General features: G+C 65.3%; 15 protein-coding genes. 4 read left to right on the top strand and 11 right to left on the bottom strand.

Translation table 11 applies throughout. The features are described from left to right. Positions 1 to 2: 2 nt before the first annotated feature. From murD to dinB, 10 genes are all read right to left on the bottom strand, one after another. The gene (gene murD, locus ACTAQI_RS03180) at positions 3 to 1,580 is read right to left on the bottom strand and encodes a UDP-N-acetylmuramoyl-L-alanine--D-glutamate ligase (RefSeq protein WP_457949519.1); all 1,578 of its coding nucleotides are present in this window, start codon (positions 1,578 to 1,580) and stop codon (positions 3 to 5) included. After that, positions 1,562 to 2,671 (bottom strand): phospho-N-acetylmuramoyl-pentapeptide-transferase, encoded by a 1,110-nt coding sequence (mraY, locus tag ACTAQI_RS03175; protein WP_457949517.1) that lies wholly within the window; start codon positions 2,669 to 2,671, stop codon positions 1,562 to 1,564. Before mraY ends, murD begins: the two co-directional genes overlap by 19 nt. Then, complete coding sequence (locus ACTAQI_RS03170; RefSeq protein WP_457949516.1) at positions 2,668 to 4,131, bottom strand: UDP-N-acetylmuramoyl-tripeptide--D-alanyl-D-alanine ligase; 1,464 nt, start codon at positions 4,129 to 4,131, stop codon at positions 2,668 to 2,670. The genes mraY and ACTAQI_RS03170 overlap by 4 nt, the downstream gene beginning before the upstream one ends. A gap of 6 nt (positions 4,132 to 4,137) precedes the next feature. Then, a complete protein-coding gene (locus ACTAQI_RS03165; protein WP_457949514.1) occupies positions 4,138 to 5,769 on the bottom strand; it encodes a UDP-N-acetylmuramoyl-L-alanyl-D-glutamate--2,6-diaminopimelate ligase in 1,632 nt (543 codons plus the stop codon). Positions 5,770 to 5,865: 96 nt separating this feature from the next. Continuing rightward, a complete protein-coding gene (locus tag ACTAQI_RS03160) occupies positions 5,866 to 7,668 on the bottom strand; it encodes a peptidoglycan D,D-transpeptidase FtsI family protein (RefSeq protein ID WP_457949513.1) in 1,803 nt (600 codons plus the stop codon). A gap of 48 nt (positions 7,669 to 7,716) precedes the next feature. Next, positions 7,717 to 8,424, bottom strand: coding sequence for a hypothetical protein (locus ACTAQI_RS03155; protein ID WP_457949511.1), 708 nt, complete (start codon positions 8,422 to 8,424; stop codon positions 7,717 to 7,719). Beyond that, positions 8,421 to 9,413, bottom strand: coding sequence for a 16S rRNA (cytosine(1402)-N(4))-methyltransferase RsmH (gene rsmH / locus ACTAQI_RS03150; protein WP_457949510.1), 993 nt, complete (start codon positions 9,411 to 9,413; stop codon positions 8,421 to 8,423). The genes ACTAQI_RS03155 and rsmH overlap by 4 nt, the downstream gene beginning before the upstream one ends. 167 nt (positions 9,414 to 9,580) lie before the next feature. Next, complete coding sequence (mraZ, locus tag ACTAQI_RS03145) at positions 9,581 to 10,009, bottom strand: division/cell wall cluster transcriptional repressor MraZ (RefSeq protein WP_457949508.1); 429 nt, start codon at positions 10,007 to 10,009, stop codon at positions 9,581 to 9,583. Between the two features lie 364 nt (positions 10,010 to 10,373). After that, positions 10,374 to 10,745 (bottom strand): DUF3040 domain-containing protein, encoded by a 372-nt coding sequence (locus ACTAQI_RS03140; RefSeq protein WP_457949506.1) that lies wholly within the window; start codon positions 10,743 to 10,745, stop codon positions 10,374 to 10,376. 252 nt (positions 10,746 to 10,997) lie between these two features. Next, complete coding sequence (dinB, locus tag ACTAQI_RS03135; RefSeq protein WP_457950977.1) at positions 10,998 to 12,230, bottom strand: DNA polymerase IV; 1,233 nt, start codon at positions 12,228 to 12,230, stop codon at positions 10,998 to 11,000. 123 nt (positions 12,231 to 12,353) lie between these two features. Between dinB and ACTAQI_RS03130 the strand changes: the two genes are divergently transcribed. Together ACTAQI_RS03130 and ACTAQI_RS03125 are read left to right on the top strand one after the other, a co-directional pair. After that, on the top strand, positions 12,354 to 12,878 hold the full coding sequence (locus tag ACTAQI_RS03130; protein WP_457949504.1) for a hypothetical protein: 525 nt from the start codon (positions 12,354 to 12,356) through the stop codon (positions 12,876 to 12,878). Continuing rightward, positions 12,875 to 13,969: a polyprenyl synthetase family protein gene (locus tag ACTAQI_RS03125; RefSeq protein WP_457949502.1), complete on the top strand. Its 1,095-nt coding sequence runs from the start codon at positions 12,875 to 12,877 to the stop codon at positions 13,967 to 13,969. The genes ACTAQI_RS03130 and ACTAQI_RS03125 overlap by 4 nt, the downstream gene beginning before the upstream one ends. Positions 13,970 to 13,978: 9 nt before the next feature. Here the strand turns inward: ACTAQI_RS03125 and ACTAQI_RS03120 are convergent, their stop codons facing one another. Beyond that, the gene (locus ACTAQI_RS03120; protein ID WP_457949500.1) at positions 13,979 to 14,332 is read right to left on the bottom strand and encodes an Rv2175c family DNA-binding protein; all 354 of its coding nucleotides are present in this window, start codon (positions 14,330 to 14,332) and stop codon (positions 13,979 to 13,981) included. A 249-nt stretch (positions 14,333 to 14,581) separates the two neighbouring features. On the opposite strand from ACTAQI_RS03120, the gene ACTAQI_RS03115 reads away from it, so the two are divergent. After that, positions 14,582 to 15,976, top strand: coding sequence for a LysM peptidoglycan-binding domain-containing protein (locus ACTAQI_RS03115; protein ID WP_457949498.1), 1,395 nt, complete (start codon positions 14,582 to 14,584; stop codon positions 15,974 to 15,976). A 101-nt stretch (positions 15,977 to 16,077) separates the two neighbouring features. Continuing rightward, positions 16,078 to 18,171 (top strand): Stk1 family PASTA domain-containing Ser/Thr kinase, encoded by a 2,094-nt coding sequence (pknB, locus tag ACTAQI_RS03110; RefSeq protein WP_457949496.1) that lies wholly within the window; start codon positions 16,078 to 16,080, stop codon positions 18,169 to 18,171. Positions 18,172 to 18,205 lie beyond the last annotated feature (34 nt).

Genomic DNA, 18,205 nt, shown 5'->3' with positions numbered 1-18,205 from the left:
TGTTACTCCTCGCCGGTCTGGGCCTGCCCTTCCACCAGCTCGCGGACAGCATCGATGAAAGCACCACCACGGTGAGCGTAGGAAGAGAACTGATCCATGGAAGCAGCTGCCGGAGCCATGAGCACGGTATCGCCCGATTCAGCGAGCCGTGCTGCTGACGCAACGGCCCAGGACATCACCTGTTCTCCATTGCCGGAGGAACCGGCGGTGGTGCCACCGGGCGCCGAAGCAGTCTGCACTCCTTCAGTGTCACCTGCCGCCGGTTCGATCACCGGGACATCCGGCGCGTGTCGCTGGAGGGCTTCGCGGAGGTGCGAGGTATCCGTTCCGATCAGGACAACGGCCTTGAGCCGTGCCGCGTGCTCCCTCACCAGGTCGTCGTAGCTAACGCCCTTCGACAGGCCGCCGGCAATCCAGACCACCTTGGTGAAAGCCGACAGGGATGCCGACGCCGCATGGGGGTTGGTGGCTTTGGAGTCATTGACCCACAGGACCCCGTTAAGGCGGGCCACAGGCTGGATCCGGTGGTCGCCGGGCACGTAATCGAGGATGCCCTGCCGCACCGCCTTGGCCTCCACGCCATAGGCGCGCACCAGGCCGGCTGCCGCAAGGGCATTGGCCACCATGTGCCGCGGGGCCAACGGCCCGAGGTCGGCCATCGAGGCCAGCTCCGCTGCGCTGTTCCTGCGTTCTTCGATGAACGCCCGGTCCACCAGGAGCCCTTCCACTACTCCCAGCATGCTGATGGCAGGCGTCACGGTGGTGAAGCCGACAGCGCGGCAGCCTTCCACCACGTCGGCGTTTTCCACCATGCGTTCGGTTTCCACCTGCTCGGCGTTGTAGATGCAGGCCTTCTGGGTCCGCTCGTAGACCTTCGCCTTGTCCGCAAGGTATGAATCGTAGGAGCCGTGCCAGTCGACGTGGTCTTCGGCCACGTTGAGGCAAACGCTTGCTACCGGCGAGACGGATTCCGCCCAGTGCAGCTGGAAGCTGGAAAGCTCGACGGCGAAGACGTCGTACTCCACCGGGTCCCGCAGGGCATCCAGGATGGGGGTGCCCACATTGCCTACTGCGATTGCTTTGAGCCCGGCGGCCCGCAGCATCGATTCAGTGAGGCCCACCGTGGTGGTCTTGCCGTTGGTGCCGGTGATGGCCAGCCAGTCGGCCGTCTTCCGGCCTTCCCTGACACGCACGCGCCAAGCAAGTTCAACGTCGCCCCAGACCGGGATGTGCGCCCTTGCCGCTGCGGCCAGCAGAGCCTGGTCCGGCCGCCACCCGGGCGAGGTCACTATCAGTTGGGGAAGTTCGCCATCGATCCGCGGCAGGTGCGTGACCGCATCCGGGCCCAGCAGCACGTCGGCGGCACCCACGATTTTGAGGGTGTCGGCGTGGGCGCGCGCGGTGTCGCTGGTGGCAGCATCCACCACCACCACGCGGGCACCGAGTTCGATCAGGGTGTCCGCGGCCGCGAAGCCGGAGACGCCGATGCCAGTCACGGCAACGCGCAGGCCGGCCCAGTCAGAGTCCCAGGAGACGAGGTTTGCCAGGCGGGGGGAAACGGTCACAGCAGTACAACCCATTCAGCGTAGAAGATGCCCAGCCCCACGGCGACGAAGAGTCCGCCCAGGATCCAGAACCGGACCACGACGGTCACCTCGGCCCACCCCTTCAATTCGAAGTGGTGCTGCAGCGGCGCCATCTTGAAGACACGTTTTCCGCCGGTTGCCTTGAAGTAGCCCACTTGGATGATGACGGACAGCGTGATCAGTACAAAGAGGCCGCCGACGATGCCCAGCAGGAGTTCAGTGCGGGACAGGATGGCGAATCCAGCCACGGCACCGCCGATGGCCAACGATCCGGTGTCGCCCATGAAGATCTTCGCCGGCGAGGTGTTCCACCAGAGGAAGCCCACCAGTGCGGCACTGAGGATGGCTGCCAGGAGTGCCAGGTCCAGGGGGTCCCGGACCGAATAGCAGCCGCTGCCGGCCTCCCGGGGGGAACCGCAGGCCTGGTTGCTCTGCCAGATGCCCATGAGGGTGTACGCGCCGAAGACCATGATTGACGCTCCGGCGGCAAGGCCGTCCAGTCCGTCGGTCAGGTTCACGCCGTTGGTGGCGGCGGTGACGATCAGGTTGGACCAGATGACGAACAGGATCGCGCCGAGGACGGTGCCGCCGAAGGCGAGGTCCAGCCAGGGCAGGTCGCGGACCAGGGATATCTTCGTGGACGCGGGCGTCAGTCCGGCGTTGTTTGGGAAGTTCAGCGCCAGGATGGCAAAGACGATGCCCACAGCCGCCTGGAGGATGAGCTTGGCCTTTGCGTTCAGGCCCAGGCTCCGCTGCCGGGAGATCTTGATGAAATCGTCCAGGAAGCCCACCAGGCCCATGCCCACCATGAGGAACAGCAGGATGAGGGCTGAGGCCGAGGGCCCGGGCGAGTCGGGGTTCATCATCAGCATGATGAGGTGGGTGAGTCCGTAACTGAGCAGGACGGCGGCCACCACTACGGTGCCGCCCATCGTGGGCGTGCCGCGCTTGGTGTGGTGCGACGTGGGTCCGTCATCGCGGATGAACTGGCCGTAGCCGCGGTGCACCAGCAAGCGGATGAAGAGCGGCGTGCCCACCAGGGCGAACAGCAGGGCCAGGCCTGCGCCGATCAACAGAGCAATCACAGCAGAGTGCTCCTTTCGTCGGCAGGGGTCGGGGCTGGGGGTAATGCTATCCGATCGCCCAAATGGCGAAGTCCCACGCTGTTGGAGGACTTGAACAGCACCAGGTCGCCCGGCTGGAGTTCTGTATCCAGGACGTCATATGCCTCGTCCAGTGTCTCCGCGAAGAGGCATTCGTCGCCCCAGGATCCCTCCTGCACGGCGGAAACATAGAGCGCCCGCGCTTCCCGGCCCACCACCAGCAGCCGGGAGATGTTGAGGCGGACAACCTGGGTGCCTACGGCAGTGTGCTCGCGAATGGAGTCCTCGCCGAGCTCCAGCATCGCCCCCAGCACCGCCCAGGTGCGGCGGCCCCGGCCAAGGTCGGCCAGGGTGCGGAGGGCAGCCCGCATTGATTCCGGGTTGGCGTTGTAGGCATCGTTGATGATGGTGACGCCGTCGGGCCGCTCAGTGCGTTCCATGCGCCAGCGGCTGGCGGCGGCCTGGTTGCTCAGTGACTGTGCGATGTGGTCCCCCGGCACGCCGGCGGCCCAGGCGGCTGCAGCGGCTGCCAGCAGATTCCCCACGTGATGGGCTCCGATGAGCCTGCTGCTCACGTGCCGGGGAGCAGCGCCGTCGGGCAGCAGGAGGTCGAATTCGGGGCAGCCACCGGAGTTGGTGTCGGCATTCAGCGCCTGCACCTGGGCGTCCTGGCGGGCTTCCGCGGAAAACCCGAGGACCGTGGCCGAGGTACGGCTGCGCATGGCGGCGACGCGTTCATCGTCGAGGTTGATGATGGCAGTTCCTGAAGCGGCAAGGCCTTCAACCATCTCGCCCTTGGCCAGCGCGATGTTCTCCACTCCCCCGAACTCGCCGGCGTGTGCTGTGCCCACCGCCAGGACCACGCCGATGTCCGGCTTGACCATCTCCGCGAGGTAGCGGATGTGGCCAATGCCGGTGGCCCCCATCTCGATGACCAGGTAGCGGGTGTCGGTGCCGGCCCGGAAGACCGTGAGCGGGACGCCTACCTCGCCGTTGTAGGAGCCCTGGGGCGCGACGGTGTTGCCTTGCGCGGCCAGGATTCCGGCCAGCAGGTCCTTGGTGGTGGTCTTGCCGGCGGAACCGGTGATGCCCACGACTGTCAGCTGGCTGCCATCTTCTGCACGGGCGGCACGGATGCGGCGGACGGCTTCCGCGGCGAGGGCTCCCATCGCCAGGACGGCGTCCGCAACCAGGATGGACGGGTAGGCGGTGCCGTCGGGGCCGGCCACCGGACGCTCAACAAGTGCCAGGACCGCACCGGCGGCAAAGGCGGCGTCGATGAAGTCGTGGCCGTCGGCCTGCTCGCCCGGCTTTGCGACGTAAAGCGAACCGTGCGTGGCTTCGCGTGAATCCGTCACCACCGAGAGGGGCGTAATTCCGGGATCGGCGTCCAGGCGCCCGCTGGTGATTTCGGCGATTTCCGCCGCAGTAAATGCAATCATCTCGGTCTAGGACTCTATCCGGTCGTCATGGAGAACGTTGAATCCCCTGGCTGTCAAGGCGCTGCGCAGTTCCACCCTGTCGTCCAGGGCGAGATTCACGCCCTTCACTTCCTGCCAGACCTCGTGCCCGCGGCCCGCAACGAGAATGGTGTCCTGCGGGCGCGCCAAGGCTACGGCATGCCGAATGGCCTCATCGCGGGGGAAGACCTCCAACAGTTCGGCTCCCAGGGCCTCCTTTTCAAGGGCAGCACGAGCCCCGGCCAGCACATCGGCGCGAATCGCTGAAGCGTCTTCGTCGTGCGGGTCGTCATCGGTGATGATCACGGTGTCGGCAAGCCGGGCGGCAATGGCCCCCATTGCCGGGCGTTTGCCTTGGTCCCGCTGTCCTGTGGCACCGAAAACAACGATCAGGCGGGAGCCCGGTTCCGGCGATCGGACTGCCTCCAGGGCCCGCGCCAGGGCGTCGGTGTTGTGGGCAAAGTCCACCACGGCCGCAGGCCGCTCGGAAATCAGCTGCATGCGACCGGGGACGTCGACGGTGAACGGGTCGGCACTGTCCAGGGCCGCCTGCAGATCAGCCGGGTCGACGCCGGAAGCCAGCACCATGAGCGCTGCCAGGGCGGCGTTGGCGACGTTGAAGCTGCCGGGCAGCCCGGTGTGGATGTTCAGGACGGCACCGTCAGGTCCCGTGAGCGTGAACGCGGTACCGAGCCCCCGCGGCGAGGCCGCGGTCACGGTCCAGTCCGCCGGGCCCGTGCCACTGGTGCTGAGGGTGGTGACCGGCACCTGGGCGCTGCCGGCCAGTCGCCGGCCCCATTCGTCGTCGACCGTCACTACTGCCCGCCGGGCACGGGCCGGAGTGAAAAGCTCTGCCTTGGTGGCGAAGTACTCCTCCATGGTGTTGTGCAGGTCCAGGTGGTCCTGGGTGAGGTTGGTGAAGCCAGCGACGTCGAAGAGCAGTCCGTCCACGCGCTGGTATGAGATGGCGTGCGAGGACACTTCCATCGCTGCGGCGTCGAGCCCCCGCTCGTGCATGAGGGCAATGAGGCCGTGCACCTCTGGCGATTCCGGCGTGGTGAGGAGGCTGGGGATCGGTTCCCCGCCGGCCAGGATCTCGATGGTCCCGATCAGCCCGGTCTGCTGTCCCAGAGCGCGGAGCAGCGAGGTGATGAAGTACGTGGTGGTGGTTTTCCCGTTGGTCCCGGTGACACCGAAAAGCGGCATCTGGCGGCCGTCGGCAGACTGGCTCCGGTAGATCATGGCGGAGAGCGGGCCCACCACGTTGCGGGGATTATCGACGACGAGCACCGGCACTGGCGTGTCCGCGGACAGGGCAAGCAGGCGTGCTCCGGCGTCGTCCGTCAGAACGGCGGCCGCCCCGGCGCCGACGGCGTCCGTGACGAAGTCCGCCCCATGCCTGCTGGCACCGGGCAAGGCAACGTACAAGTCTCCGGGTTCCACGGTGCGTGAGTTCAGGGATATGCCTGTGATCTCCACGTCAGCGGCAGGAGCGGGCACCGCTACGCCAAGGGCCTGTCCGACGGCGGCCAGCGGGACGGCGGCTACGGCTGCAGGCCGGAAGCGGCCTGGGCTTTCATCCCGGGCAGCGTCGCTGCCGGGCGTGGTGAACTCTGACAAGGGGATCTCCGATAGTGCTAGTGCGTGCCCGGCATGGTTCGCCCCGGGCACTGTGATGCGCTGGATGCTGCTGGTGCTTCCGGCGTGAAGCAGCTGCTATTTGGCGTACTGGGGCATCCTGGCCGGCTCGCCGGTGGAAGGCTGGACGTTGTAGGTCCGCAGCGTCTGGCTCATGACGGACCGGAACACCGGACCGTTGGTGATGCCGTAAATGCTGCCCTTCGGCCGCTGGAGCACCACCTCCACAATAAACCGCGGATCATCCATCGGCGCCATTCCCACGATGGAGGCGGTGTAGCCGCAGTAGCCGGACTTGCCGTCGTCGCAGGGCGATTCGGATGTTCCGGTCTTGGCCCCTACCCGGTAGCCGTCGATGCCGGCGTCCTTGATCTCGCCCTCGGTGACGGCGCTTTCCAGGATGTCCTGGACCTGCTGGGCCGTGCTGTCCGAAACAATCCGCTGGGACGGCTGGGCGGGGACTTTCTCCTCGGTGCCGACATGGGAAATGTAGGAATCGATCAAACGCGGCTGCAGCATGACGCCGTTATTGGCGATGCTCTGGTAGGCGCGCACCGTTTGGAGCGTGGACTGGGAAACGCCCTGGCCGAACAGGACGGTGTACTGCTGGCGTCCATCCCACTGGTCCGGGGGCGTAAGGATGCCGGATGCTGTTGCCGGAAGCCCAATGTCCGGAGCCTCGCCGATGCCGAACTTCTTCAACCAGTCGTAGCGCTGTTCCTTGCTGAGCCGCTGGCCGGCCATGACGGTTCCGGTGTTCATGGAATACCCAATGATTCCCGCGAGCGTCCGTTCCTCGGTGCCGTGGGTGAACGCGTCGCTGAACGTCTGGCCGTCCACCGTGTAGGTGGGCGGAATGGTGAACTTGTCCAGCGGACTGGCAAGGCCCTCATCGATCACAGCTGCCGCCGTCATCATTTTCTCCACCGAGCCGGGCTCATAGGCTGCGGTGACGGAACGGACGCCGCGGTCCTTGGCTGCCACCAGTCCGGGGTTGTTGGGGTCCGGGGAATTTGTGTCCGCCAGGGCAAGCAGGTTCCCTGTCTTGGCGTCCATCACGATGATGACGCCCCATTCGGCGCTCAGTTTGTCCGCCTGGCTCTGGATGGCCTGCTGGGCGAAGTACTGCAGATCGGAGTTGAGGGTGAGCTTGACGTCCTTGCCGTTCTGGGGCGGGGTCAGCTCGTCGAGGCCCACGGGGATGCGGAGGCCATCGGCGCCGATCTCGAACAGGCGCTTGCCGTCCGTGCCCTTCAGCTTGTCGTCCTGTGTCTGCTCGATGCCGGCCAGTCCCGTGGTGCCGTCCTGCAGGAACCCCACCACTCCCCCTGCAACGGCACCATTCGGGTAGACGCGCTTGCTGACGCCCTCGGCAACGATGCCCGGCACCTGGAGCTTGGAGATGCGGTCCTCAACGTCGGGCTTCACGTCCTTGGCCACGATGTAATACGGCTGTTGGCCGGTGACGGCATCCCTGACGGCATTGGTGTCCATGCCCAGGGCCGAGGCAAGTTCGGAAATTGCCTGGTCGCGGCTGACGTCCACGAGCTTTTCGTGGCCGTCCGTTTGCTCCAGCCGTTTGTACGAGTCGGTTTTGGTGTTGACCCGCTGGTCAACCACGATGTTGTAGCGGATCACGCTGTTGGCCAGGACGGTGCCGCGCGAGTCCAGGATGCTGCCGCGCTCGGCCGGCAGGATGGCTGACGTCATCCGGCTGTTCAGTGCAGCTTCCGCCATGCCGCCGACGTCCAGCCCCTGGACCAGGAAGAGCTTCCCGCCCACCACCAGCAGGAGTGTCAGCATGACGCCCAGTCCTAAGCGCAAGCGCTTCGTGGCGTTGGGTACCTTGCTTTTTCCTGCCTTGCCGGTCGTCTTCGCCACCGTGAAATTCCTTGCTGCTCGACGCTGCTGGCTGTCCTGCCTGGTGTTTTACTGCCCGGGAGTCTTCTGCTGCGGTGCCGGAACAGAGCCGCCGTGAAGTTCGGGGGCGGGAGTTGCCGCGGCCGCGGCCTGTGCGGCTGCCGCCTGTGCAACCGCAGCGGCCTGGGCTGCAGCGGTCTGGGCCGCATCGGTGGAGGGAGCCGCGGCAGCAGCCTTGGCGGCGTCCGGTGACGTGGCCTTGTTTGCGCCCGCACCCTTTGACGCGGGCGGCACGATGAGCTGGCCTGCCACTGCCGGCGCCGGAATCACGGCTCCTGCTGCCGCGCCCTTGACTGCGGGGGTGGCCTTTCCTGACACCGACAGCGTGGACAGGTCAATCTGGCCCTTCACGGTGGATGCCACCATCCCCAGCTCAGTGGCCTTGGCCGCGAGGTTCTGGGGGGCCTCGAAGTTCTGCACCTGCTGGGTGAGGTCCTGGTTGGCCTTGGTCAGCGAGTTCTGCTTGGCACGCAGCTCCACCAGCTGGTACTGCGCGGTGGACACCGAAATGTTCAGGACCAGCACCGCAACCAGCGCCACGGCGAGCATGGCGAAGCACAGCACCACGAAGGGTGCACGCCGCCTTCGCGGCGCCGAGCGGACCACGGAAAGCGGTGTGCGGGCCTTCTGTCCCCCACCCGGTTTCCCGGCGGGCCTGGTGTCGGGCGCCGAGCTGCCGGAAACAACGGGAAAGTTCTTGACGGCGGCGGTGCTCATGCAGCTCTCCTGGCTCTGATACGTTCTGCTGCGCGGAGCCTGGCGGAGGCAGCACGCGGGTTTTCGGCGATTTCGACGGCGGTGGGCACCTCAGTGCCTTTGGTCAGGGTCTTGAGTTCAGGCTTGTGTTCTTCCAGCTCCACAGGGAAACCAAGGGGAGCGGAAGACCGGGAGCGGGACTGGAAAACGCCCTTGACGATCTTGTCCTCCAGGGAGTGGTAGGACATGACCACAATGCGGCCGCCGAGGGCCAGGGAATCGACGGCGGCGGGAACCGCGCGTTCCAGGACGTCGAGTTCCTCGTTGACTTCGATCCTCAAAGCCTGGAATGTCCGCTTGGCCGGATGTCCACCGGACTTCGCAGCGGAGGCGGGAACCACGGAACGGATCTGCTCCACGAGTTCGCCGGTAGTGGTGAATTCCTTGACTGCACGCGCCGCGACAATCCTGTTGGCGATCCGGCCGGCGAACTTTTCCTCGCCCCACTTGCGGATGATCCGGACCAGGTCTTCTTCGCTGTAGGTATTGACCACGTCGGCGGCGGTTTGACCCCTGCTGGTGTCCATGCGCATGTCCAGCGGCGCATCGAAGGAGTAGGCGAAACCGCGCCCACGCTCGTCCAGCTGCAGGGAGGAGACACCCAGGTCCATCAGGATCCCGTGAACTTCGGCCACGCCGAGGTCTGCCAGGACGTCCTGGATCTCGTCGTACACGGCGTGAACCAGGTCGGTCCGGGCTGCGAACGGCGCAAGCCGTTCCCCTGCGAGTGCCAGGGCTTCCTCGTCACGGTCGATGCCGATGAGGTGGAGATCGGGAAACCTCTGCAGCATGGCCTCGGAGTGGCCGCCCATGCCCAGGGTTGTGTCCACGGCAACCGGGGTCTCGCCGCGCAGTCTTGCCGCCTCAAATCCCGGTGCCAACAAATTGATGCACCGGTCGCGCAGGACCGGTACATGGCGTTCGGACGTGGGCTTGGGTTGATCTGTCATGCCTGGTCCTTTCCCGCCGTCGTTGTCCCCTGCTGCTTCTGGAACCAGATCCCCATCCGCGCCTACCGTTCCGCCCGCCTGGCTCCGGGGAAGGTGAGCCAGGTTGGCAGCCGATGGGCCGGCTGGAGATCTCATCCAAGAAACCACCTGCCATCCCGCTCCGGAATTCAGAGAATGCCCGGAATGGGATCGTCAGTCTCGGAAAAGGCCGTCTCCTTCTCCGCGAGGTATTCAGTCCAAGCCTGGGCGTCCCAGATCTCGGCGCGGGTACCGGCGCCGATCACGGCAAGTTCCCTTCCGAGTCCTGCATACTCCCGGAGCGCCGGTGGAATGGTCACGCGCCCCTGCTTGTCAGGTACCTCGTCCGAGGCTCCAGAGAGAAATACGCGGATGTAGTCACGTGCCTGCTTGGAGGAGATTGGAGCCTCCCGCATTTGCTCGTGGACCCGTGCAAATTCCTTCTCGCTGAAGACGTAGATGCAACGCTCCTGGCCCCTTGTGAGCACCAGGCCGCTGGCAAGCTCCTCACGGAACTTAGCGGGGAGAATGATCCGTCCCTTTTCATCCAGACGCGGCGAGTGAGTGCCCAGAAACACTGGCCCACCGCCTGTCCGCCGTCAGGAACTGCACATCCCCTATGTTGCAACCACCCTCTTATGTCCTCCACATTACTCCACTTTCCACCACAGTCAACGCAGAACGGCCTCCTACGGGACTGAATTGTGGGAGAAGTCCCTTGAAATGCCGCGGAATGGGCGTGGTGGTGGAAAGTGGAGGAATTTTCGCGTCGAAGGGGCGGTCCGAATTCAGTCAGCCGGCGGGACGGGCGGCATTCGCAGTGAAATTGTCCGTTAAACAGGAAAAGACCCGCCGGAGCGGGTCTTTTCCTGCGGCCCCTGCTGCCAGGGGAGCGGAATGGAGGAGCCAGGAGTCGGAAGGCGGCCGGCCTGCCGGGGCTGTCTAGGGTTCACCCCTGCGGCGCTCGTCCCAGCGCTCTTCCAGGCTGCTCATAAACGAACTCCGCTGCTTGCCGGCCTTTCCTCCGCCGGCCTTGGATGCGGCCGCTCCACGGGAGCTGCGCATGGTGGCGAAGTAGACTCCCCCGCCCATGACCACAAAGCCCAGCACTCCAACGAAGATGTTCTGGAGGGTAACCCCGACCAGCAGCAGGAAGACACCGGCCAACGCGCAAAGGACCCCAATGACCACGTGCCTGGTAGACCATGAACGCCCCGGGTCCGAACCCATCGAGTTCGCGAATTTCGGGTCGTCCTCGTGAAGCTGCTTCTCAAGCTGCTCAAGCAGCTTCTGTTCGTGCTCCGACAGCGGCATCACGACCTCCTTTTGTAGGCCAACGTCCGGGCTGATCCCAGCCACTACTTCTACTCCGTAGAACGCCTGCTGTTGCTGGAAAGTTCCCGCCTGGCCGGCCTTGGCCAAAACGGAAAACCAGCATGCGGTCGCGGAAGCGGGAGCATGTCCAAGAGGGTCCGGCAGTAAGTCCATTCACTCGAAACTATGTATCTCTAAGGATAGATTGTTGAGGGCTGATCTGAAAGACGGCAATGACTTTGGCGGCCCCCGTCAGGCGGGCCGTTGCGTGCTGTCCCCGGACCGGTTTTCCGGCTCCATCAGGCGGGCGGGCATGACCGACTTGTTGCCGAATTTGCGCGCCACGTCGTCCAGTGCCTGCTCGGCCGCGCGCCAGTTATCGTCCCGGCGGTCAATGCTCAGCTGGAGCGAGGTTCGGGCCGCTTCCTCAAGCTGCTCGGCCCTGACGCCCACCAGCCGCACGGCCATGGCCCTGGTTCCGAGCGACTCCAGGAGCTGGAGTGCCACTGCATAAATCAGCTGGGCGCTGTCCACCGGGGTCTGGACGGTCCTGCTGCGCGTGATGGTGGAAAAATCGGCGAAACGCAGCTTCAGCGCCACGGTCCGGGCCACCATCCCGGAACTCCGCAGGCGGCCCGCGGTGCGGTGGGAAAGCCGCAGCAGTTCCCGGCGAAGGAGGGCGTCATCGGAGGTGTCCACGGCAAAGGTTTCTTCGGCTCCGATGCTCTTTTCCAGCCTCACCGGCGTTACGGGACGGGGATCGATGCCCCACGCAAGCTGGTGGACGTGCTCTCCCGTTGCGCCCAGGACCTTCTTCAACGAGGACACCGGGGTTGCGGCCACGTCCGCCACGGTGCTGATTCCCATTTTTGCCAGGACCTCCTTGGTCTTGGCACCCACACCCCAAAGGGCACCCACGGGCAGGCTGTGCAGATAAGGTACGGTCTGGTCCGGCCCTATGAGAAGCAGCCCGTCCGGCTTGCACCGGGTGGAGGCGATCTTGGCAACAAACTTGGTTTCCGCGATGCCCACGGAAGCCGTGATGCCAAGTTCCGCCGCGACCCGGCGCCTGATGAGCTCACCGATTCCCCTGGGCGGCCCGAGCCGCCGGAGTGCTCCCGTGACGTCCAGGAAGGCTTCGTCAACGCTGAGCGGCTCAACAAGTCCCGTGATGGATTCGAAGATGGCCATCAGCTGCCCGGACACCTCGTAGTAGAGCTTGTGGCGCGGTTCAATCACCACCGCCTGCGGACACATCCGCATAGCCACGGCCATGGGCATCGCAGATTTAACCCCAAAGGCCCGTGCCTCGTAAGACCCTGAGAGGACTACCGAACGCTCCCCCGGGAAACCGACGATCACTGGCTTGCCGCGAAGTTCGGGGCGCGTCCGCAGCTCCACCGAGACGAAGAAGGCGTCCATGTCCACGTGCATGATGCACGTGCGCCGCCGGCCTGGAAGGCGCGCGGCGGATGCCTGGTTCATACCTGCGGGCCCCACGGCTGCAATCCTATCGGTTTATGGGGAACGTACCGTTTGTCAGGAGAGCATTGCAGGCTGGCTAAACTGGAGGCTGGTTCCGCCAACAACACCAGGAGGAAAGTCTTCGTGACGGCTATCGGATACTTCAAGCCAGCTGGCCTGGCCGCGCTTGCTGCCGTTGGGGCACTGGTCCTGGCGGCTTGCAGCCAAACCCCGTCCGGACAAGCCGAGCCATCCCAGTCCGCTTCCGTTGCCGCCACCCAGTCCACCCTGACAGCTTCACCCAGCCCATCGGCGTCGCCTAATACCTCCGCAACAGTGGGCGCCGTAGTGGCGGGCTTCCCGCAGCAGCTCCTCCCGCTGATGACCGGGGCAACAGTGGTGTCCAGCAGCTTTGACAAGGCCTCCACCCCAGCAACGGCAGCACTCGTGGGGACTGTTACGGCTCCCACCGCTTCCGTCGTCGACTTCTACAGCAAGGCTCTGGAGGGCCAGGGCTTCAAGGCCGTACCCGGGGACAACGTTGGCGGTGTGGCCTCCAAGGATTTCGTCCGCGGTGACAACGAGACCGTCAACCTCTCCGTGGTTGAAGCCGCCGGCGTTTCCACCTTCACCATCGGTGCCAACGTGGCAGCTGAGTCAGCAAAGTGACGGCCGCCGAGCAGCTGAGGAATGAGCAGGCCGACTTTGTCGCAGGGGTGGCCGGTGAGCTTACGGGTTTCCTGACCGCACGGCAGTCCGTGATGTCCGGCATCTCCCCGGACATAGAGCCGATCATGGGTTCGATATCCAATTTGGTCACCGGCGGAAAGCGCCTCCGTGCCCTGATGTGCTACTGGGGCTGGCGGGGTGCAGGCGGCGAGGCCGGGGCCAGCCAGGTGGTTACGGCCGGTGCTGCCCTTGAGCTTTTCCAAGCGGCCGCCCTGATCCACGATGACATCATTGACCGTTCGGATACCCGGCGTGGCGGCCCCAGCGTGCACCGCCGCTTCAGCCAGCTGCACACCTCGCAGGGCTGGGCGCTGGACAGCGAACGGTTTGGCCAGGCTGCTGCCATCCTTGCGGGCGACCTTTGCCTGTCCTTCAGCGAGGAAGCGTTCACAGACATCGGCGAGCGGGCTGCATCGGGAAGCAGGGCACGTCTGATCTTCAACCTCATGCGTGCAGAGGTCATGGCCGGCCAGTACCTGGACATCCTGGAAGAAGTAGCAGGTCCGGTCCGGGACCGGGCCGGTGCCGTCGGCAGGGCGCAATCGATCATCCGCTTCAAGAGCGCCAAGTACTCCACGGAACACCCCCTGGCCTTGGGCGGAGCCCTGGCCGGAGCCTCCAATGAGCTGCTCCGGGGCTATTCGGCATTCGCCCTTCCGCTCGGCGAAGCCTTCCAGCTGCGCGACGACGTCCTGGGCGTGTTCGGCGATCCGTTGACCACCGGCAAGCCCGCAGGCGATGATCTGCGCGAAGGAAAACGGACGGTTCTGGTGGCCCTCGCACTGGACCAGGCTTCGCCGGAGGAGTCGGCCTTCATCGATGCCAGCCTGGGCAGCCCGGACCTTTCGGACGCTGACATCCTGGAGATCCGGCGGATTATCGAGGATTCCGGAGCGCTGCAGGCGACTGAAGTCCTTATTAGCGAATTCGGCTCCGCCGCGTTTGAGGCACTTGACGGGCTTGAATTGGAAGAGTTGCCCAAAACCGCCCTGCGGAGGCTGGCCGAGGCTACTGTCAGCCGAGCCTCCTGAAGCGGGCTGTTACCAGGCCAGGGTCTGGGCCCTGCGCCTGATTTCCGTCTTGCGGCCTTCCCGCAGGGCATCTATGGGGCGGCCGCGCAATGAGTCGTCTTCGGTAAACAGCCACACAATAAGGTCTTCGTCTGAGTAGCCGGCATCCGCCAGCACCACGATGGTCCCCTTAAGACTGTCCACTACCTGGCCGTCCTGGATGAATTGCGCAGGAACCGAGCGGATTTTGCGGTCCCCCACGCGCAGCGCCGCCAGGGAACGCTCGTCAATCAGGCTGTGCACTTTGGTGATTGAAACATCCAATAAACGGGCGACGTCGGGCAGGGGCAACCACTCGCCCACGAGGTTTTCTACATTACTCACGGATCAAGGTTGCCACGCTGCCCGCTCTGGCGCCTAGTCCAGTCAATCCCCACTGCCCCTGGCCTGCGGACACTCCCGAAAAGAAGCCATTACGGGGAATCTCCAAATTCTTGTGCTAATCGCGAATTCGTGAGAGATTCACATTCATCACAGTTGTAACACTAATAACTTAAGTCACAGTAGTATCAAGATTGACAGCGGCATCCCCGCCCGCGTCCGCACCCGCAGTTGAGAAGAGGATTCTTTCCGATGACGATGTCCCGCTCGCCCAAGCAGCCCCCCAAGCCGAGTCTGCCGATGATTGCCGCCACCACAGCGGCGCTGCCAGCGGTCGTATTGTCATCCCTGGCCCTCGCGCAGCCGGCCACTGCACAGCAGCCCGCCCGGAGCATTCCCAGCAGCCTGGCAGCAGCAATGAAGGCCCAGGCCGCAGCGAAGGCGGCCGGCACGGTAATCCCCGCCGCCGTTGTCTCCACCACCATCCCCGCAGCTTTCCAGCCCGCGCAGCCTGCGGCGCCCGCGGAGTACACGATTGTCCGCGGAGACACCGTCAGCGCGATCGCCGGCCGTTTCGGCCTGGACACCGGGGACATCCTGAAGCTGAACAACCTGCAGGCCAACACCATCATTTACCCCGGCCAGAAGATTAAGCTCTCCGGCTCGGCGGAGCCCGCGGCTCCCGCAGCCCCCGCACCCGCCGCTGCTCCCGCAGCGCCGGCCCCTGCGAGCGGGGCAACCTACACGGTGAAGCCCGGTGACACCCTTGGTGCCATCGCCGCAAAGCACAATGTGTCCCTTTCGGACGTCTTCGCCTGGAACAACCTCTCCATGCGCTCCATCATTTATCCGGGACAGAAGGTCAAGGTGGGCGGCGGCGACTCCGCCCCTGCCCCCGCAGCGCCGGCCCCGGCAGCGGCCGCACCGGCACCTGCGCTGGCAAACACGTCGGCGCCGGCAACAGGTTCCTACACCATCAAAGCCGGCGATACGCTGTCGGCCATCGCGTCCCGCCATGGCGTTAAGCTGTCGGACCTGCTCGCCGCGAACAAGCTCGGTATGACCACGGTCATCTACCCGGGCAGCAAACTCGTGATTCCCGGCGGCTCCGGCCAGGCCGGCGCGCAGCCCGCGGCAGCACCCCAGCCGGCTGCCGCTCCGCTGGTGCCCAGTTCCTTCCTGGGGTTCAGCTACCCGGCCGCCGTTGTCAGCTCCGCCAATGAAAACAAGGCCCTGCTGAACGCTTCGCCCGTTCCTTCACGGGATGAAATGAAGAACATCGTTGCCGACACGGCACGCCGCATGGGGGTGGATCCGTCCCTGGCCCTGGCTTTCGCTTTCCAGGAATCCGGCTTCAACCAGCGGTCCGTGTCCCCGGCCAACGCGATCGGCACCATGCAGGTTATTCCCAGCTCCGGGCAGTGGGCGTCGGACCTGGTTGGGCGGAAGCTGAACCTGCTGGACCCGTACGACAATGCCACGGCCGGGGTGGCCATCATCCGGCAGCTGCTGGCCACCAGCAAGGACCAGGACACCGCTATTGCCGGCTACTACCAGGGCCAGTATTCGGTGAGCAAGTACGGAATGTACGACGACACGAAGGCGTACCTGGCAGCCATCAAAGCCCACCAGAAGAACTTCAGCTGAGCCCCGGCCACTGACGGATACATGTTTGCGGGTCCGAACCGTTACCGGTTCGGACCCGTTTTCATTTCGGACGCGTTTTGCTGCGGGATTAGGATCGTAAGGTGCAGGAACACGTGTCAGACCCAGTTGTAGGGACGCTGGTGGACAACCGCTATGCAGTCATCTCGAGGCTTGCCCGTGGCGGGATGTCCACTGTCTACCTGGCCGTGGACCAAAGACTGGACCGCGAGGTCGCGCTGAAGGTGCTGCACCCCCACCTCGCAGCCGATGAAAACTTCCTGGGCAGGTTGGGCCGTGAGGCCAAGGCCGCCGCGCGCCTGTCCCATCCCCATGTAGTGGGTGTCCTGGACCAGGGCAATCACGGCCACACCGCCTACCTCGTCATGGAGTACATCAAGGGGCACACCCTTAGGGACGTCCTCAGGGACAGGGGTGCACTGCCGCCCCGGCTGGCGCTGGCACTGATTGATCCCGTGGTGGAGGGACTGGGCGCAGCCCATGCGGCCGGGTTCATCCACCGGGACGTGAAGCCCGAAAACGTCCTGATCGCCGACGACGGCCGGATCAAGATCGGCGACTTTGGACTGGCCCGGGCCGTCACCAGCTCAACGAGCACCGGGGCGCTGATCGGAACAGTGGCCTACATCTCGCCGGAACTGGTCCTGGGCAAGCCCGCAGATGCGCGCAGCGACGTCTATTCCGTGGGCATCATGCTGTATGAAATGCTGACCGGCCGGCAGCCGTTCGAGGGTGAAGTGCCCATCCAGGTGGCGTACCAGCATGTCAACGGCACGGTGGGGCCGCCGTCGGACCTGGTTCCCCGGCTGGCCGGCGAAGTGGATGAACTGGTGCAGTGGTGCACCGCCAATGATCCCGAGAACCGGCCGGTGGACGGCAACTCGCTGCTCCAGGAACTGCGCCACATCCGGACCAACCTCACGGATGCGGAGCTGGACCTGCAGCCGCCGGCCGCGGCGGCAGCCGTGTCCCGGCACCAGACCGAGGTCCTGGGCCGCGCCAGCAATCCAACAACGCTGATGCCTCCTTCCCGGCCGGCTACGCCCGCCTACCCGCCCGGGCAGTACCCAACGGCGCAGGAGCGCGCCGCAGAAGGGGCACCAACGGCGCATGCGGCCCACCACCAGCGGCCAGGACTTACAGTTCCCGACGACGACGACGCCGACAGCGGCTGGTCTCCCCCGCCGCCGCGGCTGGGCAAGCGGGCCCAGCGAAAGGCGGACAGGGAGAGCGAGAAACAGCGTGCTGCGGCGGCTGCCACACCGGTGCGTACGCTTCGGGGCGGCAACCCGCGCCGCCGCGGCTTGGTATGGGTCGTGATCCTCATCCTCGCGGCCCTGCTGGCAACGGGCGCTGGCTGGTTTTTCGGCATGGGACCCGGCGCCGCTGCCGCCGTCCCTGCAGTAGCCAACAAGACAGTGGCCCAGGCCCAGCAGCTGCTTGACAGGGTGGGCTTCCGCTCCACCACGAGCGACGTCTTCGACGACGACGTACCCACCGGACTCGTGGTGGGCAGCGAACCCGGTGCGGGGACGGAAATACGCAAGTTCCAGCCCGTCTCACTTCTGGTGTCAAAGGGCCCCCAACTCTTCCCCCTGCCCAAGCTGACCGGCGCGAGCCTGGATGCAGCGAAGACCGCCCTCAACGCAGCAGAGATGGCACTGGGCACGGTCACCGAAAAATTCGACGACGAAGCGGCAGCCGGATCGGTCCTGTCCCAGGACCCGGCTGCCGGAACTCCCGCCCGGCACGGCACTCCCGTGGGAATCGTCGTTTCCAAGGGGCCGCAGCCCCTTCCCGTTCCGTCCGTCGTGGGGAAGGCCGAGGACGACGCCGTGGCCGCGATTGAGGCAGCAGGCCTGACAGCCGAAGTAGCCCCCGACCAAGTGTTCGACCGAAACGTTCCGGAGGGCGCCGTCGTCAGCCAGTCCCCTGCCAATGGGACGCTTACCAGGGACGCCACGGTCACCCTTACTATTTCAAAGGGCCCCAGGATGGTGGCGGTCCCCAGCTACATCGGCAAGCAGGCCTCCGAAGCACGCAAGGCGCTGGAGGCACTCGGCTTCCAGGTCCGCGTGAACAACATCCTTGGCGGCTTCTTCGGCACGGTGCGGGACCAGTCACCGGTGAACCGGGAGGTACCGGAGGGCTCCGTCATCACCATCACCGTGGTATAGCCACATCATGCAAGGGAAAGGGTGGGCCGGCGCC

Source organism: Pseudarthrobacter sp. alpha12b, assembly GCF_054130495.1.
This window is presented reverse-complemented; position numbering and strand designations above follow the sequence as displayed.

What these genes read in the sequence shown, in the direction of transcription:
- murD (WP_457949519.1), bottom strand. Translation starts at nt 1,580, where the DNA reads ATGGGTTGTACTGCTGTGACCGTTTCCCCCCGCCTGGCAAACCTCGTC.
- ACTAQI_RS03170 (WP_457949516.1), bottom strand. Translation starts at nt 4,131, where the DNA reads ATGATTGCATTTACTGCGGCGGAAATCGCCGAAATCACCAGCGGGCGC.
- ACTAQI_RS03155 (WP_457949511.1), bottom strand. Translation starts at nt 8,424, where the DNA reads ATGAGCACCGCCGCCGTCAAGAACTTTCCCGTTGTTTCCGGCAGCTCG.
- rsmH (WP_457949510.1), bottom strand. Translation starts at nt 9,413, where the DNA reads ATGACAGATCAACCCAAGCCCACGTCCGAACGCCATGTACCGGTCCTG.
- ACTAQI_RS03140 (WP_457949506.1), bottom strand. Translation starts at nt 10,745, where the DNA reads ATGCCGCTGTCGGAGCACGAACAGAAGCTGCTTGAGCAGCTTGAGAAG.
- dinB (WP_457950977.1), bottom strand. Translation starts at nt 12,230, where the DNA reads ATGAACCAGGCATCCGCCGCGCGCCTTCCAGGCCGGCGGCGCACGTGC.
- ACTAQI_RS03115 (WP_457949498.1), top strand. Translation starts at nt 14,582, where the DNA reads ATGACGATGTCCCGCTCGCCCAAGCAGCCCCCCAAGCCGAGTCTGCCG.